This is a genomic window from Arenibacter aquaticus (assembly GCF_003957295.1).
GTDB lineage: Bacteria > Bacteroidota > Bacteroidia > Flavobacteriales > Flavobacteriaceae > Arenibacter > Arenibacter aquaticus.
In genome coordinates this window covers 1-24,816 of sequence record NZ_RQPJ01000005.1, presented here as the reverse complement: position 1 = coordinate 24,816, position 24,816 = coordinate 1, and the positions used below count along the sequence as shown (strand labels likewise).

12 protein-coding genes and 2 tRNA genes are annotated in these 24,816 nt (G+C 39.9%); 9 read left to right on the top strand and 5 right to left on the bottom strand.

The window, feature by feature from the left end; all coding sequences use genetic code 11:
* Positions 1-4: 4 nt before the first annotated feature.
* The 6 genes from EHW67_RS09600 to EHW67_RS09575 all read left to right on the top strand — a co-directional run bounded on the left by EHW67_RS09600 (position 5) and on the right by EHW67_RS09575 (position 15,927).
* Complete coding sequence (locus EHW67_RS09600) at positions 5-1,495, top strand: alpha-L-fucosidase (RefSeq protein WP_126162171.1); 1,491 nt, start codon at positions 5-7, stop codon at positions 1,493-1,495.
* Positions 1,496-2,091: 596 nt separating this feature from the next.
* The gene (locus EHW67_RS09595; RefSeq protein WP_126162170.1) at positions 2,092-5,199 is read left to right on the top strand and encodes a SusC/RagA family TonB-linked outer membrane protein; all 3,108 of its coding nucleotides are present in this window, start codon (positions 2,092-2,094) and stop codon (positions 5,197-5,199) included.
* A 10-nt stretch (positions 5,200-5,209) separates the two neighbouring features.
* Positions 5,210-6,682, top strand: coding sequence for a SusD/RagB family nutrient-binding outer membrane lipoprotein (locus EHW67_RS09590; protein WP_126162169.1), 1,473 nt, complete (start codon positions 5,210-5,212; stop codon positions 6,680-6,682).
* A gap of 198 nt (positions 6,683-6,880) precedes the next feature.
* Positions 6,881-10,117: a VCBS repeat-containing protein gene (locus EHW67_RS09585; protein ID WP_238389888.1), complete on the top strand. Its 3,237-nt coding sequence runs from the start codon at positions 6,881-6,883 to the stop codon at positions 10,115-10,117.
* A gap of 545 nt (positions 10,118-10,662) precedes the next feature.
* Positions 10,663-14,055 (top strand): SusC/RagA family TonB-linked outer membrane protein, encoded by a 3,393-nt coding sequence (locus tag EHW67_RS09580; protein ID WP_126162167.1) that lies wholly within the window; start codon positions 10,663-10,665, stop codon positions 14,053-14,055.
* 18 nt (positions 14,056-14,073) lie between these two features.
* Positions 14,074-15,927 (top strand): SusD/RagB family nutrient-binding outer membrane lipoprotein, encoded by a 1,854-nt coding sequence (locus tag EHW67_RS09575; RefSeq protein ID WP_126162166.1) that lies wholly within the window; start codon positions 14,074-14,076, stop codon positions 15,925-15,927.
* 397 nt (positions 15,928-16,324) lie between these two features.
* On the opposite strand, the gene EHW67_RS09570 is transcribed toward EHW67_RS09575, so the two are convergent.
* Positions 16,325-18,247, bottom strand: a complete 1,923-nt coding sequence (locus EHW67_RS09570; protein ID WP_126162165.1) for an FG-GAP-like repeat-containing protein — start codon at positions 18,245-18,247, stop codon at positions 16,325-16,327.
* 365 nt (positions 18,248-18,612) lie between these two features.
* Here EHW67_RS09570 and EHW67_RS09565 point away from each other — a divergent pair.
* The 3 genes from EHW67_RS09565 (at position 18,613) to EHW67_RS20370 (ending at position 20,252) form a co-directional block, all read left to right on the top strand.
* Positions 18,613-18,686, top strand: a tRNA-Pro gene (locus tag EHW67_RS09565).
* 227 nt (positions 18,687-18,913) lie between these two features.
* Positions 18,914-20,158: a site-specific integrase gene (locus EHW67_RS09560; RefSeq protein ID WP_126162164.1), complete on the top strand. Its 1,245-nt coding sequence runs from the start codon at positions 18,914-18,916 to the stop codon at positions 20,156-20,158.
* Positions 20,157-20,252 (top strand) — tRNA-Arg (locus tag EHW67_RS20370). The genes EHW67_RS09560 and EHW67_RS20370 overlap by 2 nt, the downstream gene beginning before the upstream one ends.
* Before the next feature lie 167 nt (positions 20,253-20,419).
* On the opposite strand, the gene EHW67_RS09555 is transcribed toward EHW67_RS20370, so the two are convergent.
* From EHW67_RS09555 to EHW67_RS09540, 4 genes are all read right to left on the bottom strand, one after another.
* Positions 20,420-20,629, bottom strand: a complete 210-nt coding sequence (locus EHW67_RS09555; protein ID WP_126162163.1) for a hypothetical protein — start codon at positions 20,627-20,629, stop codon at positions 20,420-20,422.
* A gap of 23 nt (positions 20,630-20,652) precedes the next feature.
* The gene (locus tag EHW67_RS09550) at positions 20,653-21,261 is read right to left on the bottom strand and encodes a plasmid pRiA4b ORF-3 family protein (protein WP_126162162.1); all 609 of its coding nucleotides are present in this window, start codon (positions 21,259-21,261) and stop codon (positions 20,653-20,655) included.
* Positions 21,262-22,426: 1,165 nt separating this feature from the next.
* Positions 22,427-23,314, bottom strand: a complete 888-nt coding sequence (locus tag EHW67_RS09545) for a PorP/SprF family type IX secretion system membrane protein (RefSeq protein ID WP_126162161.1) — start codon at positions 23,312-23,314, stop codon at positions 22,427-22,429.
* 18 nt (positions 23,315-23,332) lie between these two features.
* The coding region (locus tag EHW67_RS09540; protein ID WP_158285116.1) for a gliding motility-associated C-terminal domain-containing protein at positions 23,333-24,816 on the bottom strand (1,484 nt) is incomplete at its 5' end.

Here is a 24,816-nt window from a genome sequence, read left to right as displayed (position 1 = left end):
ATAAATGAAAATTATAAATACTAGGTTACGATTCATTATGATAGTGGTAGCATCCGCCCTGTTTTGTCAGTTAGTTGGCGCCCAAGCCATTTATGAGGACGAGCGGTATGTTCCGGAAACCGATCCGTTGGTACTGGAAAAGTTGGATCAATGGCAGGATTTAAAATTTGGTCTTTTAATGCATTGGGGAACCTATAGTCAATGGGGAATAGTGGAGTCTTGGTCCCTATGTCCTGAAGAGTACGGATGGTGCGAACGAACAAAAGGTTCCAATCCCAGTGACTACAATACCTATAAGGAAGAGTATGAGGCATTGCAGAAGACGTTTAACCCCGTAAAATTTGATCCGGAAAAATGGGCCAAGGCGGCGAAGAAGGCTGGGATGAAATATGTGGTGTTTACTACAAAGCACCATGACGGTTTCTCTATGTTTGATACCAAGTATACGGATTATAAAATTACAGATCCCAAAACCCCCTTCTCTAGTCACCCCAAAGCCAATATTACCAAGGAGATTTTCAATTCTTTTAGGGATCAAGGGCTATGGGCCGGGGCCTATTTCTCCAAACCAGATTGGAATACCCCTAGTTATTGGGATCCATATTATCCGCCACGGGATAGAAACGTAAATTATGAACCAGAGGCCAATCCGGAAAAATGGCAAGAGTATATAGATTTTACACACAATCAAATCTTAGAACTGCTTACCGATTATGGCAAGGTAGATATTTTGTGGCTAGACGGTGGCTGGGTGGCTAAGACACCTAAGTCGGACATAACCAACTGGTATGAACAACAATTGGTCAATAATGACAATGGCTATTTAAAACACCGTATCGTCAATCAGGATATTAAAATGGACGAGTTGGTAGAGAAAGCCAGGAAGAAACAACCGGGTTTAATAGTGGTAGACCGTGCGGTACATGGAAAAAATCAGAATTATCTAACCCCGGAGAACAGGGTGCCAGAAAAACCCCTTCCCTATCCATGGGAATCCTGTATGATTGCCGGCGGGGGCTGGTCCTACTCATTTGACGCCGAATACATGTCTGGTCGGGAAGCTATTCATACCTTGGTAGATATTGTTGCCAAGGGAGGTAATCTTCTGCTGAATATTGCGCCTAGCCCTGAAGGGGAATGGGATGAGGGAGCATACAGATTGTTAAGTGAAATTGGGACATGGATGTCTATAAATGATGAGGCTATCTATGGAACTAGAGCTATGGCGCCCTATAAGTTCAATAATACTTGTGTAACAGCCAAGCCCGATGGCAGTGTGTATCTTACCTATTTGGTTGAAAAAGGACAGACAGTCTTGCCCACGGAGATAGTGTTTCCAGATTATAAGGCTTCAAAAAGGGCCAAAGCTAAGCTTTTAGGGTCCAATAAAAATCTAAAGTGGTCTCAAAAAGATCAGGGTATGGCCATTATACTGCCCAAAGAATTGGAGACGGAACTTTTGAAAACCGAGGCCTTTGTGATTAAGATAAAATAATTTGTAAGGGTCTGAACCTTTGTTGTTTATATATTTTTGAAGGTAATTAATTGAGAATTAGTTAGATGTTTTTGCATTATTACTAGGTATGGGAAAGCACTCGCTTTGCTGATAATAGAACCTAGTTTATGAGAAATTGATGAGGTATAGTGTAAATCCTGACCGTATATGTACGTGTCAGGATTTTTTTTGAGGATTTCAAATTTTTCCAACTACCAATTTATAAGAAAATTTTGATTGATAATTAACCTTTATAACCGAAATATTGTTAAATCGTGTTTATTACCAATAAAGCAGTATCATTACTTTATAATCAGTTCTATATTTAGTTGTTGAATTGTTAATTAAAACATAAATTAAATCAAAATATATTAGTACTTTTTGGACCCAGTTAGATGTTTTTTATGCTAAAATTGGTGATATTTTGTTTGTTTTATTTGGTTGGAATTGTCTTTAATTCCGTTATTTGTGGGTAATTGGTTGTTGTCGGTCGAATATATTTTGGCATTTGACTGATAAATAGAAAATTTAATAAACAATTAACATTTCGGGTGACTCCCGATTAACTCTAAATTATCTAACTTAAAATTACTAGTATGATTAAAAAAGTTCATTATTATTTAATGTTCTTGGTTATTTTCTGCATGCAGGGAATTACGGCCCAGAACATAGTTGTAACCGGAACGGTCACTGATGATTTGGGTGATCCGCTACCTGGCGTCAATGTCGTAGAAAAAGGAACAGTAAACGGTACCTCTACGGATTTTGATGGTAATTATTCCATAAATGTATCCAGTAAAAATGGTGTTTTAACCTTTTCGTCTTTGGGATTTTCTTCCAAAGAGGTTGCTATAAATGGTCAATCGGTGATCAATGTAGGATTGGAAGAGGATGCAGAACAACTTGGTGAAGTTGTTGTGACCGCTTTGGGTATTAAAAAAGAAACCAAGGCTCTGGGATATTCCCTGACTGAGGTAGGGGGAGAGGAATTGTCTACCGTAAAACAGACCAATGCTATTAATGCTCTACAAGGAAAGGTTGCTGGGGTTAACATAACCCAAAATGCTACAGGTGCGGCAGGTTCCAGTAGGGTTATTATACGTGGGGCCAGTTCTCTGTCCGGGGATAATCAGCCATTGTATATTGTCGATGGAATCCCGATCGGTAATGAAAATAATGGTTCAGCTGGCCTATGGGGCGGTTCGGATGGTGGTGATGGCATTTCCAGTCTTAACCCTGACGATATTGAATCTGTTAGTGTCCTGAAGGGTGGTGCTGCTTCCGCGTTGTATGGTTCTCGTGCTGCCGGTGGGGTTATACTTGTTACTACTAAATCAGGAAAAGGCCAGGAAGGCTTTGGTGTAGAGCTTAGTAGCTCGGTAACCTTTGACACTGTGGATACTTCCTTGCAAGATTTTCAAAAAGAGTACGGACAGGGAACAAGAGGTAGAAAACCTGTCAATCAGTCTGAGGCTCTGGATTTGGGAACCAGTTCCTGGGGGGCAAAATTGGATGGCTCTTCGGTTGTGCAGTGGGACGGTGTAGAAAGACCATATTCTTATGTAGGAAGTAATTTGGACCATTTTTACAGAACGGGAACAACATTTATTAATACTGTGGCGCTTACAAGTGGTTCAGAAAAGATGAGCTATAGATTTTCAGCTTCCGACCTTACCAATGAGGATGTAATGCCCAATGCAGGTTTGAACAGAAAAACTTTTTCTTTGAATTCCAGTGCTGTTTTAGGAGAGAAATTGACTTCTCAAGTAAATGTAAAATATATCAATGAGGATGTTCAGAACCGTCCACGTTTATCTGATGCCCCGGGTAACGGGAATTTTACGGTTGCCAATCTGCCTCCTAACGTTGATGTAAGATTTATGGAGCCAGGTACAAATCCAGATGGAACTGAAAGACAGTACTCTAATAATACTTTTTCGCAAAATCCATATTTTGCTGCATATAACTTCAGAAATGAAGATACCAAGAATAGGATAATTGCTTCTACCTCTCTTCGTTATGATATTACGGATTGGTTATACTTATCCGGGCGGACGGGTATAGATCATTCTACCATTAAACGAACTGCAGTAGAACCTTTTGGCACAGCCTATAAGCCCTTGGGAGGAATTAATGAAACGGAAATTCGTTATTCTCAAATAGATGCTGATGTTATTTTAGGTGTTGAAAAGGATATCACCGATAAGTTTTCTACTGTAGCTTTTGTTGGAGCAAACAGTAACCACATTAAACAAGAACAATTAAATTTAGGGGGTAGTGATTTTATTGTTCCCGGCCTGGAAGATATTGCCAATACGGCCAATCAAAACAGAAGCCGTAGTTATAGCGAAAGAAAAATAGGATCCTTGTACGGGTCAGTGGAGCTTTCTTATGACCGTTGGGCCTATGTTACTTTTACCGGTAGGAATGACTGGTTTTCTACCCTTTCCTTTCCTGGTAAAACAACCCCTAATAACGATTTCTATCCTTCAGTCAATGCGAGTTTGATATTGTCTGATGCATTTGACATGCCAGAGCCAATCAGCTTCTTGAAATTAAGAGGTGGGTACTCTGAGGTTGCTGGTGGAGCACAGGACGCGTACGCCTTGGCACTTACATATGAAATTTTTGGACAGGGGTTTTTAGGACAACCTACAGGCCGGGTTAACGGAGGAACCGTACCTAATTCCAATTTAGTGCCATTTAGTAAAACTGAGGCGGAAATAGGATTGGATGCAAGGTTTTTTAATAATAGGCTTTCCTTGGATATGGCATATTATGAAAACGAAACCACCAAGGATATAGTAGATGTGTCCACTTCTGTATTCTCTGGTTACGGAGGAGCTAAGGCCAATATTGGAAAAGTAGAGAACAAGGGTGTTGAATTCTTGTTAAGTGGCAGCCCTATACGCACTCAGAATTTTAATTGGACCACTAGCATCAACGGAGCTTATAATCAAGGAAAAGTGTTGGCTACGAATGCTGCCAATGCCGACGTGAATTTGGATGAGCCACGTACCCGTAATGTTAGAATTACACATATTGTTGGTGAGGCATATGGTACTATAGTTGGAGTTTCTTATGACAGGGATGAGAATGGTGTAATTAAATATACCATAAATGGAGACGGAGTTCCTGTAGCTGTTGAAGGAGAGAGAAAGATTTTGGGAGAAGGCGTGCCTCCTTTAACTTTAGGTTTCAGTAATAGCTTTTCCTATAAAAACTTCAATTTAAACTTCTTGATCGACGGTAAATTTGGAGGTCAAATATTTTCTGGTACCAATACGACCGTATACGGGAATGGGTTACATAAAGCGACTTTGGAAGGTAGGGAAAACGGCCTTACTGTTTCCGGTATAGATGCTGATACCAATCAACCATTTACTACTACGGTAGCCCCGGAGTTTTTGCAAACCTATTATGGAGAAATAAACGATATAGCAGAAGAATTTGTTGAAGATTCTGATTATATCAAATTTAGACAATTGAGTCTTGGGTATAGCTTGCCCAAGAAATCATTGGAGAATATATTCTTGACCAATGTAAATATTTCGGTTATTGCCTCCAATTTGTTTTATTTAAAAAGAAGTGTAGATAACATAGATCCAGAAAGTGCTTATAACGTAGGAAATTCCCAGGGGTTGGAGTATTTTGGAGTTCCTTCCTCTAGAAGTTTTGGATTAAATTTAAGTGTTAAGTTTTAAAAAAATGACTATGAAAAATTCGATTTATATATTATTAATTGCATTCTTGTTGGGTGCATGCGATAAAGGTTTTGAGGAATTAAATGTTAACCCAACCAAACCGGTTCAGGTTAGCCTTTCCACAAAACTGACCGCAGCACAAAAATTTATGTCTAGTGAGCGTTATGACAACTGGCGCGCAAACCTTATATACCAATCAACCATGATGCAGCATCTTGCGGTAACGGCAGGATATTGGTCAGGTGATAAATACACTTGGAACAAGGGGTATGCCTCTTCATTGATTGATAGGTACTACGGAAATGTAGTAAAGTCTTTAGAGGATATGATGGTTCAACTGGAAGAAGAGGAAGCTCCTGAGGAAATGAGGGCCATTACTAGAATTATGAGGGTTTATGTGTATTCCAGATTAACTGATCTGTATGGTGATATCCCTTACAGTGAGGCTGGTAAAGCTTTTATTTCTGGAATACTTACACCTAAGTATGATTCACAAAGTGAGATATATCCAGACCTATTAAAAGAGTTGGAAGAGTCTGCGGCTGCTTTGGGAACAGGTACATCGCAGTTTGGTGCCGCTGATTTAATTTATCAGGGAGATCAAACCAAATGGAAAAAATTGGCCAATTCATTGATGTTAAGACTAGGTTTTCGCTTAATCAAAAGAGATCCTACAGCTGCACAAGCTTGGGTTACCAAAGCCATTGATGGTGGGGTTATGGAATCTAATGACGATATTTTTTATCTTCAACACGATGTCAACAACCGTAATGGCAATAGTGAGGCTTTTGATGCGGATGGGAATCAGCGTTTGAGTAAAACATTTGTGGACTTTTTGCAAGGAGATCCTAGGCTTCCCATATTGGCTTCAAGAAGAAGCGATGGCAGTACAGATCCTTCAGATTTGAAGGGTTTGCCTAATGGATTGGATTCAGAGTTGCTATTGGAAGCAACCGGAGAGGAGGATACTAATCTTTATGCAGAGCCTAGTGACATCATAACTTTTTTTGAAGCTCCAATGTTCTTTCAGACCTATGCAGAAGTTGAATTTATGTTGGCAGAGGCTGCGGTGAGATGGAATTTGGCTGGAGGCGATCCAGAACCCCATTACAACGCAGGTGTAAGGGCAGCAATGAAAATGCTAGAGATATACGGCCCAGATGCTGTAATTGCTGATGATGATATAGATGCTTATTTGTTGGCTAACCCTTTCGATGCGGCTAATGCAATAGAACAAATTAATACCCAATATTGGGCAGCTACTTTCTTAAATGAATACGAGGCATTTTCCAACTGGAGAAGAACCGGTTTCCCCAATTTAGTACCGGTCAACTATCCTGGTAATGTTACCAATGGTACAATTCCGAGAAGGCTAACCTATTCTGAAAGTGAACAAAGTAACAATCCAGAAAATTATGCAGCTGCTATCGCAGCACAAGGACCCGACCTGCTTACCACGAGAGTTTGGTGGGATGCTGAATAAGCTTTTGCAATTACAATTGTAAATGTACTGGTAATGTTTTAAATTGAGAAAGGAGGGGAAACCCTCCTTTCTTTGGTTTAATAATTAATTTATATCTTATTGGATGTGATGAGTAAAGGTAGAGTGATACTTTTTATATGGGTGTATCTTTTGGGGTGTTTTCTTGTAGTAGCACAAGAAAGTTCAAGGTTTACGTTGATGAATGGCAAACACACGGGGATACATTTTAACAACAAAATAAAAGATACCAAGGACGCCAATATACTGCTGTATTCCAATTTTTATGGAGGAGCAGGAGTGGGGGTGGGCGATTTTAATAATGACGGTCTTCAGGATATTTATTTTGCCGGTAATATGGTTCCCGATAAACTGTATTTTAACCAAGGCAATTTAAAGTTCAAGGATATGACCAGCTCCGCAGGTATCCAAGATGACGGAGGGTGGTCTACCGGGGTTACTGTTGCGGATGTGAACAATGATGGCAATTTGGATATTTATGTAAGCCGTGAGCTATATGACGATAAGCCACAATGGAGGACCAACCTGCTGTATATTAACGACGGAAACGGGAAATTTATAGAGTCGGCCTCTCAGTACGGAGTTGCCGATACCCAAAGGACTAGACATGCTACTTTTTTGGATTACGATAAGGATGGCCTATTGGATCTTTTTTTGTTGACCCAGCCACCAAACCCTGGGAGTTATTCCAAATTTTCAGGTACTGAACTGTTAAAGGAGGAGTACCACGTTAAGCTATATCGGAATACCGGTAAGGAGTTCTTTGAGGAGACCACAGAAGAGGCCGGGCTAATGTTGACCGGTTTTCCCAATGGCGTTTCGGCCAGCGATCTTAATAACGATGGTTGGACGGACCTCTATGTGGCCAATGACTTCAATGCCCCTGACTTCCTGCTTTTAAATAACCAGGATGGTACATTTACCAATGTGGCCGATAAGGCGCTTAACCATACCTCATATTATAGTATGGGAGTAGATGTGGCCGATATAGACAACGATGCCCTTTTGGATATTTTTGTTGTGGATATGGTGGCAGAGGACAATTTTCGTCTGAAATCCAATATGAGTGGCATGAATCCCGAGGCCTTTTGGAAGGTGGTGAATGAAGGAGGCCACTATCAATATATGTACAATGCCTTGCAGCGCAACAACGGCAATGGCACTTTTAGTGATGTAGCCCAATTAACGGGGATGGCGGCCACAGATTGGAGCTGGTCCAATCTTATAGCGGACTTTGATAATGACGGACTTAAGGATACCTATATTACTAATGGGCTATTACACGATATTAGGAATACCGACGCTGATAAAAAAGTTGGAAAGCTCATTAATGAGACAAGCTTTAAGTACCTACAGGAAAATCCCCAAGGTGGCAATATAACCAGTGTATTTGATATATTGGATCTAGACAAGGTTTTGGGGGTGCTTCCGTCCCAACCCTTACAGAACTATGCCTATAAGAATCTAGGTGGATTGAATTTTAAGAAAATAATGAATGAATGGGGGCTAAAAGAAAAGTCTTTTTCCAACGGATCTGCCTATGCAGATTTGGATAATGATGGGGACTTGGATCTGATCGTAAACAACATTAACGAAAAAGCCTTTATTTATAGAAACAATTCTGAGAAAATAGCGGACGGTAATTACCTTCGCATAGCTTTAACAGATTCAGGGAACAGTACGGTATTTGGAACAAAGGTAACCTTGTATACCCAAGGGGAGCAGCAATTTTTGGAGCATACCAATGTGCGTGGTATCTATTCTACCAGTGAGCCTATTCTCCATTTTGGAGTAGGACAAAGATCGGTGGTGGATAGTATAATTGTACACTGGCCCAATAATACTGTTACAAACTTACGCAATATTAGTACCGGTCAACAGTTGACGCTCAATATGATAGAGGGTATACAACCAAATACAACCAATGATTTAACGGTGTCTTCATTGTATAATGACATTACCCATAAGGCAGGGATTTATTTTAAGCACCAAGAGAATGTTTTTGATGATTATAAGTATCAGGTTCTGCTTCCTCATAAAATGTCCCAGTTTGGTCCAGCGATGGCTAAGGGGGATATTAATAATGATGGCTTGGAAGATGTTTTTATTGGTGGTGCCACAGGATTTGCTGCTTCATTGTTTATTGCGGATAAAAATGGGGGCTTTGTAAAAAATGAAGGGGGTATTTGGGACAAAGATGCCGCTTATGAAGACGTTGCCGCGCTCTTTGTTGATGTTAATGGAGACGGGTTTCAGGATATCTATGTTGTTAGTGGCGGGAATGAATTTAAAGTCAATGACCCTCATTATATAGACCGACTTTATATAAACGACGGCGATGGAGCTTTTTCCAAAGGAGCTATTCTAGGTATGGATCGTAGCAGTGGCTCCAGTGTTGTGGCAGCAGATTATGATATGGACGGTGATATGGATCTTGTTGTGATGGGCAGGCATGTACCGCACCATTACCCATTGCCGGCTACGAGTATGTTTCTAAGTAATGAAAACGGGCAGTTGGTAAATAGAACCAAGGAGGTTGCCCCAGAGTTTAAGGATCTTGGGATGGTTACCGATGGCATTTGGAGCGACCATGATGGTGACGGTGACCTTGATCTAATAGTGGTTGGAGAATGGATGCCCATAACAATTTTTAACAACGAAAATGGGGTTTTAAAGAAACTAATTATCCCTGATTTGCAAGCTACCGCAGGATGGTGGTACAGTGTAGGCCAAGGCGATTTTGATCAGGATGGGGATATGGACTTTGTAGTGGGGAATATTGGTCTTAATTATAAGTACAAGACCTCTCCCAAAAAACCTTTCGATATTTATTTTAACGATTTTGACAATAATGGCAACTATGATATTGTTCTGGGCTATTACAATGGGGAGAAACACTACCCTTTAAGGGGATTTTCCTGTTCTTCAGAACAGATCCCCGGGTTGAAGGACAAAATACAGAAGTATGATATTTTTGCCTCCTTGGAGATTGACGAGGTTTATGGTAAGGAAAATTTGGATAGGTCCCTGCATTATAAGACCGATACCTTTGCCTCTTCCTACGTAGAGAATTTGGGCAATGGAAATTTTAAGGTCAGTGCGCTTCCCAATTTGGCACAATTATCCAGTATTAATGATATGTTGATCAAGGATTTTGACGGTGATGGTTATCTGGATGTTTTAGTTGTGGGAAACTTGTTTGTTGCGGAGATAGAAACTCCTAGAAATGATGCAGGTACTGGTGTTTTGTTGATGGGTGACGGAAATGGTAACTTTACCCCAAAAGAACAAAGTGAAAGTGGCATATTTGCCAATAGGGATGCCAAAGGTCTTTTGTCTATCACCGTAGGCCAAAAAGAATGGATACTGGTAGCCAACAACAACGATAAATTGCAAGTCTTTGAGAAATTACCTTAATCCATGTGGCCAATCCAAATGATGTGCAGGGTTAATTGACTATGTTGAAATCCTCAAATATTACATAGATTATCTATCTTCCAAATAAAAGTGCCTTGTCTTAACTGTGCAAGGCACTTTTATATTAGCCTCTTCTTAATGATTTATGATACTGGTAAAATCCGGTTTGTAAAGCTATTAATGAAGTGGTTATTAGTTGCTCTTTCCAAAATTTTATCACTTTTTGTGAACTTAAACTCAGTCGGTTTCAAATGTTCTCACTTTAATTCTTTGATTATAGAGTTAACGATTTACAATCAAATTGTTAAGTAATCTTTGTTTTTAAGATATTATTTATGCCTATTGTTATACGATTTTTACTTAATAGCTAAAATGCTATTTGGGGACAAGGATGCATTGTGAGGTGAGAATAGGTTATTGATTGTTTCTGCTTGGTTGTCGGTCGAATTAATTTTAACATTCAATGGAGAAGTGGAAAATTTAGCAATTATTTAACATTGGGGTCACTACCCAAAAATCTAATTAACTAACTTAAAATTATTAGTATGATTAAAAAAATTCATTACTATTTATTGCTGACCGCACTTCTCCTTGTCCAAGGAGTGTTTGCGCAGAACAAAACCGTTTCCGGTACGGTAAAAGATGATACTGGGACTCCCTTGCCAGGGGTAAATGTGGTAGAGAAAGGTACTTCTAATGGTACTTCTACCGATTTTGATGGGAACTACTCCATCAATGTATCCAATTCAGCAACCTTGGTTTTTTCTTCTTTGGGTTTTGCAACCAAGGAAATTGTAGTAAGTGGGCAAAGCACCATTAACACCAGTTTGGAAGAGGATTCGGAACAATTGGGAGAGGTAGTGGTTACTGCCTTGGGTATTAAAAGAGAGGCCAAAGCCATTGGTTATGCAATGACTGAAGTTCAAGGAGAGGAATTGGCAAGAATCAATGTCGTGAACCCCGTTCAGTCCCTACAGGGAAAGAGTCCAGGGGTAAGTATTGGTTCTTCCGACGGAGGTCTTTTTGGTAATTCCAAAATCCAAATAAGGGGTGTGTCTACGCTAAACTCTAGTAACAACCAGCCTATTTTTGTAATAGATGGTGTTATATTGGAAAATGCTACTTCCAATGCCAGTGCAGATTGGAATGCATCGTCCAACGATTATGGAAATATACTTAAAAACCTAAATCCAGATGACTATAAGAGTGTTTCCATTTTAAAGGGTGCTGCAGCTACTGCTTTATACGGTTCTAGAGGTATCAATGGTGTAGTGTTGATTACCACCAAAGATGGATCTGGAACTCGAGGTCTTGGAGTTTCTATTAAACAATCTGTTGGGTTTGATATTGCTTATAGGTCACCAGCCTTGCAAAATGAGTATGGTCCAGGTGCCTTGGCTGGTTATATAGATTATGGAGATCAAGACGGATCTGGCCAGTATTATGCGTATGATTCTGGACAATTTAACTATAATTCTGACGGCGTACCTTCTTTAAGAAATCACGGTTGGGATTGGATGAGTTTTGGACCAAAATTTGATGGTAGGTTAATAGAGGACTACGACGGGAATATGGTTCCTTATGAAGCTCAAAAGAATAATATGTTAGACGCTTATAGTACTGGTGTTAATACCAATACCTCAGTTGCTTTGAGTGGTGGTAATGAAAAAGGTAATTTTTATCTTTCCGATTCATATACGGATAGGACAGGTATTTTGCCAAACAATTCCTTTAAAAGAAATTCATTACTGTTTAGAGGGTCTTATAAGCTTGCACCTTGGTTAAGAGCTAGTGCATCCATTTCTTTTACCGATTCCAATTCCCATAACCCAAGAAACGATATTTCCCAGAGCTTTTTTGATGGTACTTTTGGAAGAATGTACAATACTGAAAAATATAGTCAACAACAGTACTGGCAGGCATCCCATGGGGGGGTTCCCAACGCTAACTACGGTGATGATTACGCAGATGTTCCTAACAAAGGACTTTGGTTTGCCTATGAAAACAATAATAATTACAACAAAGAAACTGTTGTTCGTCCAATTGTTACTTTGGCGGCTGATGTAACGGACTGGCTGACTATTACTGCAGAGGGAAACCTTAACCATTACACAACCGAGTACGAAGCAAAGAATTTGGGTAGCGGATTTGCCAATGAGGGTGGTTACTATGAACTAAGGCATAATAAGGATGTTAGTAAAACTGGAAAATTAACTTTTGCCTTTAATAGGGATATTTCTGAAGAATTGTCAGCCAACCTTATTTTAGGTGGGGAAATATGGACGCAAGAAAAGTCATATACCAGAGGATGGACAGATGGCGGTTTAATAGTTCCAGGCAGATTTTATTTAGGAAACTCTCTTAGGACCCAAAGAGGTGATGGTGGCGTTTCGGACACAAAACAATTAAATTCGGCTTATTTCTTGGGAAGTTTGGCATATAAAGAACAATTATTCTTAGATGTTACAGGTCGAAACGACTGGTCATCTGCCTTAGTGTATACGGATGGAACAGGTAATAATTCCTACTTTTACCCTTCTGTGTCCGGTTCTTGGTTGTTTAGTGAAGTAACAGGGACTTCCAATTGGTTTACATTTGGAAAGATTCGTGCTTCATGGGCGCAAGTCGGTTCTGATACCAGCCCTTATACCATTAACAAGGGGTACGGCCAAGGAAGTATAGATAATGGGGGGAACTTTATTTATACCAATACGGTTAATACCACCTTGGTAGATAGGAGTATTAAGCCAGAGCGAAAGGACTCATATGAAATAGGGGCCGATGTTCGTTTTTTTAACAATAGATTGGGTGTAGATGTAGCCTATTATGACGAAACTATTTCGGAGCAAATTGGCAATGTTCCTTTACCCAGTGAGTCTGGATATAACAACCTGCTTACCAATATTGGTACCTTGACCAATTCTGGGGTTGAATTGACAGTTATGGGTACCCCCGTTAAGACCAATAATTTTAGTTGGAATTCCACTTTTAACTACTGGAACAATACCACTAAAATAGATGAGGTACATCCAGATTTTGGAGAGTATAAGAGTTTAGGGGGTAGTATAAGCTACGGTAACTTCCGTGTAGGATCGGTTGCTTTTGAAGGTGGTGAGTATGGCGTATTGTATTCGGATAGTGCTCCAAAGAAATTTGAATCTTCGGATCCCAACCACCCAAACAATGGAAAGAATCAGTTGATTTGGGTAGATTCAAGAAGAGGAGCTTATTTTGAAAGAAGTGGAGAAGCCGAAGAAGTTGGTAAAGTTCAACCAGATTTTGAAGGGTCTTGGAACAATGAATTCAACATAGGTGATTTTAATATGTCTGTACTGCTGGATGCTCGATTTGGTGGACATATGGCATCTTACTCCAGTCGTTACGGAACTGCTTACGGATTCACGGAGAGTTCCTTGTACGGTAGGGATCCTGAGCATGGTGGTGTAACGTGGACGTCGGGATATGATGATGTTCAAGGAACTCAATTTAGTGATGGTATTATACCTGACGGAGTTTTTGCGGAAGGACAAACCGTTACAGCTCCTAACGGATCTACTGTTGATGTTGGGGGTATGACCTATCAAGAAGCTTATGAAGCCGGTCATGTAGAACCTACCCACGCTAGCTACTATCACTATCGTCTAAATTCTTGGGGGAATGGAGTAATCAATGATGACTGGTTTGCTGAGGTAAAATACATTGCTTTAAGAAATATTTCATTAGGTTACAACTTACCCAAAATGGCGGCAGAAAAATTAGGGGCCAGAAGCGTATATCTTGGTATAAACGCACGAAATGTGGCCTATTTGTATAATTCATTGCCAAATGATATTAACCCTGAAAGCTTTAGGGGAACAACTAGTTCGGATTCTTTCCGTGAACGATCCTTTAGTCCTTACTTGGCGAGCTACACATTCTCCATTGCAATTGACTTTTAATAATAAAAAATTAAAAAGATGAAAGAAACATATAAATTACTTGTAATTCTCTTGGCAGTTTTTATCGTTGGTTGCGATAAGGACGAGTTTGCTGAGCTGAATAGTAACCCATCAACACTTTCCGAACCAGATCTTAGGTATTCGGCAGCCAAGGTAATCAATGACATGTATACCAATGATTATTTAATTTGGTTTTACACCAATTTTGATTATGTATATCCTTGGGGCCAAATAACGGGAACTGGAGTTGGTAACCCTGAGACGTTTGTTGAAATGGCTGCTCAAGGAGGGGCTCAGAACGTTTATAATATTATTCCTAATGCAAAGGATATTAGGTTTAAGATTGATGCTTTACCAGAAGATGAAAAGGCGACTATGCGAGGAATTGTAGGGGTGACCTATGCAGCCCAGATTGCCACGGCTTTGACCCAGACTGATTTTAAAGGATCAATGGTATATACAGAGGCCGGATTGGCACCCTACACCACTCCACCCTTGATTACGCCAATCTATGATCAACAGGAGTTGTTATTTGATACTTGGTTGTCAGAATTGGACGGTGCCATTGCTGATCTTACTGCTGCGGATCAATTTAGCTTGGGAAGTCAGGATATAATCTATAATGGTGATTATGGTAAATGGGCAAAGTTCTGTAACCTTTTAAAGCTTAGAATAGCTGCTAGATTGGTCAATGCCAATAAGAGCAAGGCACTTAGTATTGTAGAGGAAGTGGTTAATTCTTCTGCCGGATATATGAACTCTTTGGATGATGACTTTATTTATACTAGGGGAATTGAATACAGAGGAACCGGCAATGGTACACAGCCAGGAACAGGAGGCTTAAATCTAATTGATTTTCTACGAGACAATAGGGACCCTAGATTGCGTTTTCTTTTTGATAAAAATGATTTTAACGCTGAAGTAGTACAGGCATTTATTGATGCTGGCAACCCACTGCCAAGCTACGTAGAGCAATATGTGGAATATGATATTTTTGGAGATTTCGCGGGCTGGTCTGGTCCGGGGGAACCATGGGTACGTTACCATGGAGCTCCTCTATCTCCTGATAAACAGCAGGATGGTGCTTATGATGATTATTTTCAACAAGCTTCACAAAACAGGATAACCATAGATGGTGTGGACAAGGCATATAGTTCTACCTCTTCGTTTGCAGAAAAGTTAACCCGTACAGGAATAGACTATACATACCCTACAAGGCCAGGGGGGCGCTTGATCCAAAAGCTTAACAACCATCCGCCATTGGAAGTAATATTAGGATCATCTGCAGAAACTAATTTGTATTTAGCAGAATTTAAGTTGTTGGGAGCCAATATATCCGGGTCTGCCCAGGCTTATTTTGATTTAGGGGTAGAGCTTTCGGTTAGGAGAATGGATGCTTTGGCTAAAAGTACAGAAACCTTTTACTATGAAAGCGATCCTGTATATGAAGATGAAACCATGGCAGAAATGGCTTCAACGAAACTAAAGGAGAATGAAATTTCCGATTTATTGGCACAGCCGGCTTACGATTTGTCTACAGATGGATTGGAGAAAGTCTATATTCAGCAATATATTAACTTTGCTGCTACTCCTCATGATGTTTATACAACAGTAAGAAGATCCGGTATACCTAAAGTAGGTAGTGCTATTCTACCTTGGGAGCCCATTTTGGCGGCTGGTTCTGAATTGAGTATACCAAGACGTTTTGAGATAGGTACGCCAACCGAGGACAATGTGAACTTTGAAAATGTACAGCAAGCTTATGATGAGCAAGGCTTTACTACAGGTACTAATGATCCGAATATTCTAAATTCGGAGCGAATTTGGTTCGATGAAAACAACCCAAATTACGGGGAAGGACCAAATAATTAGTCTACATTGAGTTAGTGTTAATCAGGGTCGACCTTTTTGGGTCGGCCCTTTTTTGTTGTTATCATTTTATCTTGAATAAAACTTGGGAATAGAACATCCTTTAAAAAAAAACATTGGTCTATTAGCATCTCTAAATAGATTTTAATTGGCTTATGGACTAAGCTTTTAATTCACGTTGGCATATTTTTTTGTTTCGGATTATAAGGAAGGCATTATCTCCTTGCAGTGGGCTAAGTTTGGTCTTTCCCTATAACAAATAGGGCACAAAAAAAACCTTAAAACCAATAATCATATGGTCTTAAGGTTTCTTAATATAATGCTGGCTTGTTGACTGTTAAGTTAAAATGCACTATCTATAATTTATAGACAGTAAGAACCCATAACAGAAACAAACGGACTATTCCTTTAAATAATAAAAATGTCCGTCTTCTGCACCGATCAACAAATTTGGTTTCCCATCCTTGTCCCAATCCACTACTGTGGGGCTGGTGGTATGTCCGGCCAATTTGGTGTTAACTATATTTCCTTTGTGCTTAAAGATGGTGTTTCCTTCTTTTTCTCCAAGGTTCTCATACCACTCTATGTTGGTACTATTGGCTAAAAGATCCAAGTCTCCATCCCCGTCCCAATCTGCAAAGGCAATTTTTCTTCTGCCACTGCCTCCTGCTTCACGCTCATTTAAACGCAGCCAGTTGTTGTTATGTGCGGCATCTGCGTTTTTAAAGATACGTTGACCGGGTTTTAGGTAAAGTTTCCCTCTTTTTTTAAATCGTTCAAAAAATGCCAAATAGCCCTCGTGGTCCAACATTACCAAATCCATTAGGCCATCTTTGTTCCAGTCGATGGCGCAGGGGGTGGTCCTCCATTGTGTAACCAACTCGTCCTTTTCAGGATTCCACCAATTCCATTCTGGTTTTGGGAGGTGGTTTTTTTTCCAATCCACTTTAACTCCGCCCATCTTGGTTAGTTTGGGAGCTCCTTTAGTACCTGAGTTTTTATACCATTCCACTTTTCCAAAGATGGAATTCAGTACTATATCTTTAAGTCCGTCACCATCCCAATCGGCAACGGAAAGAGTGGTATATCCCCATTTGCGTTCGGCCGGGCCTTGTATGGATCCGCTTTCCCCCGCCAATACCCTAATAATTTCCCCATCTGCTTTTAGATAAACCGGTTCTTTCCAATCCGGTGTGTCACCACCATCCAAATTCTCTATGAATCCAATATAGCCAGCGGAATTTCCACAGATTAGATCCTCGTCACCGTCTTCGTCCCAATCTACACTAAAAGGGGTAACCAAGGCTCCAAACTTTAGGAACTGACTCTTTTGTTTTATGTATATTGGGGACTTAAATACAGGCATATTATCTGTGGTTTGTCCTGTGTTTTCTATAAATACAACCCTGCCGTCCTCATCGCCTACGATCAGGTCTATTTTTGAATCCTTGTTCCAATCAATAGCCACTGGCCTCATCATCTCCAAATCCATTTTTAGGAGGCCATCTTCATTCTCTAGAAATCTCCCTTTGGAATAGACAGGTTTTTCCCTGCTTCCAATATTTTCAAAATAGGTAAATCTATCTACAAACTCCCCACATATTAAATCAAGATCGCCATCCCCATCAAAATCGGCCATGTTGGGAGTGGTATTGCCATATACATCTATGGGTTTATTATCTGCCAGAATTTTGCCACTATTAATGTAGTTGCCATTATCATTGGTAAGCAGATAGAGGTAGCCCCTGAGGTCTCCGTTGGTCCATTCCCCTTTGTCATTAAAGGCATTGTCCCATCCGTATTCGCTCCAATCATCTATTCCTACAATGAGGTCCATATCCCCATCGTTGTCGTAGTCAACATATTTCCAATCGCTGAATCGTTCCTTGTACTGGTCTAGAAGTTGGGAAGCCTGATATAGGCCTTCGGGCCTGGTATATCCATATTTTCTAAAATTGTTGTATTCCAAACCAACACCCAATACCCTAGGCTCTTCCTCTACATAAGAGATAGCCACATTTCTCATTCCTGGTCCAAGCTTTATAGGGGCATCAAATACAGCTTGACCATTTTCTACTTCAAGGTTATTTTTAAAAAGAAAAGTACCGTTAAAAGGGACGTCCGTACAGGAGATGACCAGATCCAAATCTCCGTCCTGATCATAGTCCATAGGTAGTGGATTGGCCCAAAGACCTACGGCCAAATCTTTTGTGGAGGTGGTGTCCTTATACTCCAGTCTAATCAAGGATTCATCTGGGGTTTGTGCGTAGGAAATGATACTGGACGTAACAAATAGGCATTGGATTAATCGTTTAAGCTTCATAGGTGGTTTATTCTATAGTTTATGGTTTGTATTGAGTCAATGAATTAAAACTTTCAAATTAGTATTTATTTTTTAATTGACCAATATTTTCTGTTTTTGCGTGTATGCGATTGTATTTCAGCTTTTAACTCCTTTAGAAAACAAAGAAGAAAGAAGTAATCTAAATAAACATTGACCTATGAGCTAAAAAAAGATTCATTTTTTGTCAAAAGTTTTGGGTATAATTGTTTGAACTTTCCTATTTTTGCAATCGGATTTTTGGGATGCGGCCCTTCGTCTACGCTCAGGACAGGCTGCCCCACAGAGGATCCAATTTAAATGGAGATGCTGAAAAAGAATTGAGAGTATTGAGTAAATTGTAGTATCGGGATGTGGCGCAGTCCGGTAGCGCACACGGCTGGGGGCCGTGTGGTCGCAGGTTCAAATCCTGTCATCCCGACGAACCTAGAAATAGGTAATTGCAAAAACACTGTTAATCTGCTGATTATCAGTGTTTTTTGTTTTTATGGATTTCCTTTGATATCATTTGATATCATATGTGTACACCTAATTCGGTGTGCAATTCGGTGTGCAGTTGTTCACTGAAATTGTAGTAACTTGAAAGAACTTTAGGGTAGGATTTGACTTTTCTCCTTAGTGATTTTTGTCTAACTAAAGCTATTTCAAATGAAAACGAACCAGACATTTACGGTAATTTTTTTTACAAGAAAACCTAGGGGCACTTCAGGTCTCCTGTCCATTTATGTGCGTATCACTACTTTGGGCAAACGTGCAGAGATCAGTTTAAAGCGAAAAATTCACGCAGAGCATTGGGATTATAACAAGGGTAGGGGTAAGGGCAGATCTGAAGCTATCCAAAACCTAAATACCTATTTGGATCAGGTAAAAGCTAAATTACTACTGTGCCATGGTCAACTCGTAAATGAGGACAAAATTGTATCTTCCAACTCCATAAAAATGCGTTTCCTGGGAGAAGATGAAGTAAGCCGGACCTTGTTGGATCTTATAGACTACCACAACGGGAATATGGTCCATGTCCTCAAGCCAGGCACCATGAAGAACTATTACACGACAGAAAAATACATAAAGCGTTATTTAAAAACGAAACTGAAACGTGAGGATATTTATCTGAAGCAACTCAATTTCGGGTTTTTATTGAATTTTGAGCAGTTTTTAAGGAAAAGTGTTAACAAGAAGAAACAACCTTGCCTCAGTAATAATGGGGTGATGAAACACTTGGAACGCTTTAAAAAGATGGTAAACCTAGCTGTAAAGTTGGAATGGATGCAAAAGAACCCCTTCGACCGGTTCCAATTAAAGTTCAATAAATTCGATCGCGTGTACCTGACCCAAAGGGAATTAAGACGGTTAGAGGAAACGGAATTTAAACAGGACAGGCTGCAACATGTAAAAGACTGCTTTGTTTTTTCCTGTTATACGGGTCTTTCATATGTGGATGTAAAAAGTCTTACCGCTGAAAAAATTACTAGGGGAATGGACAATCGCAACTGGATCTATACCAAACGGGAAAAAACGGACGAGCTTGTGAAAATTCCCATTCTTCCCCAGGCATGGGAGATTTTAGAAAGGTATAAAGATTTTCCAACCTATAATGGATTACTTCCTATGTGCTCCAACCAAAAAGTGAATGTTTACCTCAAAGAAATTGCAAGTGCCTGTGGCATTCATAAGAATCTAACCTTCCATGTGGCACGGCATACCTTTGCTACCACCGTCATGCTGTCTAACGGGGTTCCTATAGAAACGGTATCAAAACTATTGGGTCATACCAAGTTAACCACTACCCAAATATATGCCAAGGTTATGGAGTCAAAAATAAGTGAGGATATTGGTGTGCTTCTGGAGCGGTTCAAGGATAGGGAACGTAGGGAAACTGTGGATGCCTACTGATCGCTGAAGGTGTGACAGGACAATACTCTATCTATCTTATATCTCCTGTCTTCTAATCAGACGGTCAAAGGTTCGAATCCTTTCGCGATCACCACATTATACACGGGACTTCCAAGGGATTGGAGGCCCTTTTTTTATAAGCCTAATTTAGGAAAAGGTTCATTTTTTATATTTTTAACAAAAATTTAAACTATAGAAAACACAAATGTTATCATTTAACGATATTTCGCAATTTTTAAACGTAACGGAAATTTAAACCTTTTACTTGGGTTTTGTTCTGTGATAATTGTCGATTAAAGCTTCAGATACTATAAGGGACTTTTCTTTGGTTATACAATCGAAAGTAATTTTTTTGGTGGAAGTATACTCTTTTAATAAATTACAAACATCCTCAGTACTTAGAAATCCATTATCTTTAAGGTGATCCAGTATGTCGCTATACTTGTCCGAGCTAAAGCCATCTTTCAACATAAACTTTCTATGAATTTATATTATTAGTCACTCTCATTCTCCCAATCCATAATGTACTTATCTAAATTGAGAAGTATAAAATTTACCCTTTCACTATAGAATTTCATAGGTTCATATTTGCTGCCAACAGAGACCAGCTTACTTTGTACCCATTTTTGGAGTTCTTTATACTCGGGGTGCTTGGGTTTGTTTATGATTTTAAGAAAATCATAAAACCCAGGTAGTCCGCCAATATCCTCCGGGGGACAGTTCAAATTTCCCGAGCAACATATTGGAAATGGAACTGTCAGGTCTTCTACAATTCTCTCCAAGGTCAAGGAATGCTGCCAATAATCCCCAAAATCATAAAGATAGTCCAATTTCTGACTTTTGTATTTTAGTACATCACCGATTTTTAGAGTCTTGGAGTCTATAATCTCATTAGGTCCGTTAAAGCCGTCCTCCTCAAATTGTTGACCTATTCGATAGCTGTCGATGGAAAATTCATATAGGTGATAGTTCTCCCATCCCATAACGATTTGAACGGTATGGTGAAGCTTATAAAATGTGAAATCCGATGGTACCAAAAATTCACGTGATATAGGAGGGTGACTGCCATCCAGTTGGATACGAAATTTAAATGTGCTACTCAACTCTTATTATATTTTAGCTTTGCTAATTTATAATATTATACCGAACAGGCACTTTTATTTTGCTTTTTGATTATAAATCTAATTTCAGAATTAAAATTACATAAAATTATAGGGTCACGAGTAGGTATTTTTAATAAAAAATATTGAATAATTAAGTGTTTCCTGTTGAGTGAAGTCAAAATAAAACGGATGCACTAAAAGTACATCCGTTTTAGAATTAAAAGAGATCGTTTCAAAGGTGACTTAATGATGACCTCTTTGTTTTATGAATATTAAGTAAGTTCTTCAATTTGGCTTACACTCTAGATTTGCGTTTTTTCATCTTTTTTTCTTCCATACGCTGAAGGATCTTTTCTTGTCTTTTAGCTTTGACCTGCTGTTTGGAAAGTTTTTTTTTGCCAATGGCCATAATGAAATGTTTTATAATTAATGAATAAATAGTGCACTAACCCTATAATTAGTGTAAATAGATCGTAACGAGTAGTTGACCCCTTTTTTAAAGGGTCTGAAGAATGGATTGTTAGTATAGGAGGTTTTAGGTACACTCTTGGGTACCCTTTACTTCGGAAAGATGATTTTCGGCTTAATAGACTCCATATTAAATAAAAAATGAAATTTCATATGACCTTAAAAAAATACCGCAGATTATTTAAAAATTTATCCGATCGGAATTTATTACTATTATTCTATAATTACAGTATCAGACATACTCTTCATGTAATTAATAATTTCAAACATATGACTAAATTTATTGATTTCCAAGTATTATATAGAATGTCCTGTCACGAGGTGTTTCCTTCCGTTAATTGGGTTGATAGGTGCCAATCTTTATCTGCCAGACCTTGTGATCCCTCTTATGGGAACAATATCGTAGGGGTGTGGATGAAGGGTTAGATAATAGCCGAAAGTATGCAAGATGGCCACTATTCGGGGTTGGCCGGCAAAACTGGTTGCCGGATGAAAAAAACTTTATCCCTTACGGGACTATCTGGAACTGAAAGTTTTAAAATCCTTCGAGGGTTGAGTGTACCGTTTAGTCTTCAATCATCCTCCTGATACTTGAATTTCATTTGATTTTTGCTAATTTAGAGAATAATACCTTGCCCTTCATTCAAAAAAAGCTGCCTTTGCAGACAGCTTCCAATGTTAAAAAGACTTAAGTTATTTATAGTTTTAGGTTCAACATAATCTCATGTGTTCCATTGTCAATGTTACTTATCGAGTTTTCCAATGGACTTTCGTATACGTACCCGATCAACATGCCGCTGGATACCTTAAAAAGGGCCATACCACTAACACTCTCATTGATCCTGTAGGCAGCGCCCAGGTCAAAGAAATCATTAAAGGCAAGAAAGGTGGTCAGGTCTATAGATAAAGGGGATCCTTCCACATAACGGACCAAAGTGCTGGGTTTTAGGGTAACGTTTTGCCCCAGATATAAATCCAGACCACCTGCAAAATACAGGTGTTTTTTGTCTGCTCCCACAGTGGCGACACCCTCCTCTTCTTCCAATCTGTCCCTACTTAAAATTTTGGGGACGGACAGGGATAAGAAGTATTTGTCATGTCTTAGGTGAATACCTACCCCAAAATTGGGATTTAGTCTACCATTGAGGTTCATAAGGCTCGGGTCTTCCTGTATGCCATAAGTGACAAGTCCGTCCGTATTGGCACTATATGAATTGAATCCGGCTTTGAGTCCAAAAAATAAGTCATGGTTTTCATCCAGTTTTATTTGATAGGATAGGTCCAGGGCTATTGAAGTTTGTTTTTCAATAAAGGTCTTGTCGCTTATCAGAGATAGACCCATACCAAGGTTTTTGCCCACAGGTGTTCCAAAGTTTAAGCTTTGGGTCTCAGGGGCGCCTTTAACATTGGACCACTGGCTACGTACGTTAACGCCTATGGTGGTTCCGTCATTGGCCCCGGCATAGGCTGGGTTTATCAAGTTCATGTTGTATCTGTACAGGGTATAATTGGGATCTTGTTGAGCATTTGTTAAAATAGAAATAGAAAAGACCAAGATTACTATTATTTTATGAAATAGGTTCATTTATTTGTTTGATTTTTATTAATAATTGATGAATATCCAACCTTGTAATGGTGCAGTGCCATTTCCTAAGTCAATAACGTATAGGTAGGAACCGGCCGGTAATTTTGAAGAGCCTGACTTATGCCTACCGTTCCAATCATTTTGGTAATTACGTTTTGCGTATACCTCATGACCGGACCTATTAAATACCTTCACTACATTGTTGGGGTAGTTGTTGATGCCTGGTACAACCCATGCGTCATTAATTCCGTCCCCATTTGGCGTAAACGCCTCTGCAGGGATAGGGATATTCACGGTTGCGAGCGAATCATCATCAGTATCCGCATTATCACCAATACCATCGTTATCGCTATCCTTGTCCTCCGTAGGGTCCAAAGGGAAGGCATCTTCGGAATCCGGAGTACCGTCATTGTCATCATCAGTATCTACATTGTTTCCTTTGCCATCACCGTCGGTATCGGTATCCTCGGAATTATCCAAGGGGAAATCGTCTATGGAATCTAAGGTTCCATCATTGTCATCGTCGGTGTCAGCATTGTTTCCTATGCCATCACCATCGGTGTCGGTATCCTCGGAATTGTCTAATGGGAAGGCATCTTCAGAATCCGGGGTACCGTCATTGTCATCATCAGTATCTGCATTGTTTCCTGTGCCATCACCGTCGGTGTCGGTATCCTCGGAATTGTCCAATGGGAAGGCATCTTCAGAATCAGGGGTACCGTCATTGTCATCATCAGTATCTGCATTGTTTCCGGTACCATCACCATCGGTGTCGGTATCCTCGGAATTGTCCAAAGGGAAGGCATCTTCAGAATCAGGGGTACCGTCATTGTCATCATCAGTATCTGCATTGTTTCCGGTACCATCACCGTCGGTGTCAGTGTCCTCGGAATTGTCCAATGGGAAGGCATCTTCGGAATCCGGGGTACCGTCATTGTCATCGTCCATATCGCAGACATCGCCCTCACCATCAGTGTCAGTGTCCAACTGATCAGAATTGGCCATCGAGGGACAATTGTCCGAGCTATCCTGAATTCCGTCATTATCAATGTCAGTACCTTTAATTACGGCATCCGAAACAGTATTTCCTAAATTGTTGTGTATATCTGTTAAGGTAAAATCTAGGGTAATGGTTCCATCTGCTAAAGTACTTAGATCGATTCCGCCAACATGATCGTTAGTTGTGACAATGGTTCCCGTACCGGTCACATTGGTTTCTCCTTCCGAACTGCTTATAGTATAGTTGTATGTTGACCCGATTTCGGCCCCAGTGATGGAAAAGCTAATTGAGGCTGCATTGGCATCATTGATGGGGTTTTGATCGAAACTCACGGAATAACCAACTGGCCCTAGGGCATCCACCAATACCGCCGTGGTGCTTCCCACACTGTTCAGGGTGGTGTTGAGACTGTTGGAGGCAGCATCGCCCAAGGTCCCTCCATTGGCGCTCAGTGTCCCAATGGCAATACCATCTGTATCCAGTTCACCGGCCTGTACGGTAT

Bases quoted from the DNA above. Each gene is read 5' to 3' on its own strand.
- EHW67_RS09585 (WP_238389888.1), top strand. From the start codon at position 6,881: ATGAATGGCAAACACACGGGGATACATTTTAACAACAAAATAAAAGAT.
- EHW67_RS09575 (WP_126162166.1), top strand. From the start codon at position 14,074: ATGAAAGAAACATATAAATTACTTGTAATTCTCTTGGCAGTTTTTATC.
- EHW67_RS09545 (WP_126162161.1), bottom strand. From the start codon at position 23,314: ATGAACCTATTTCATAAAATAATAGTAATCTTGGTCTTTTCTATTTCT.
- EHW67_RS09590 (WP_126162169.1), top strand. From the start codon at position 5,210: ATGAAAAATTCGATTTATATATTATTAATTGCATTCTTGTTGGGTGCA.
- EHW67_RS09595 (WP_126162170.1), top strand. From the start codon at position 2,092: ATGATTAAAAAAGTTCATTATTATTTAATGTTCTTGGTTATTTTCTGC.
- EHW67_RS09555 (WP_126162163.1), bottom strand. From the start codon at position 20,629: ATGTTGAAAGATGGCTTTAGCTCGGACAAGTATAGCGACATACTGGAT.
- EHW67_RS09580 (WP_126162167.1), top strand. From the start codon at position 10,663: ATGATTAAAAAAATTCATTACTATTTATTGCTGACCGCACTTCTCCTT.
- EHW67_RS09570 (WP_126162165.1), bottom strand. From the start codon at position 18,247: ATGAAGCTTAAACGATTAATCCAATGCCTATTTGTTACGTCCAGTATC.
- EHW67_RS09600 (WP_126162171.1), top strand. From the start codon at position 5: ATGAAAATTATAAATACTAGGTTACGATTCATTATGATAGTGGTAGCA.
- EHW67_RS09560 (WP_126162164.1), top strand. From the start codon at position 18,914: ATGAAAACGAACCAGACATTTACGGTAATTTTTTTTACAAGAAAACCT.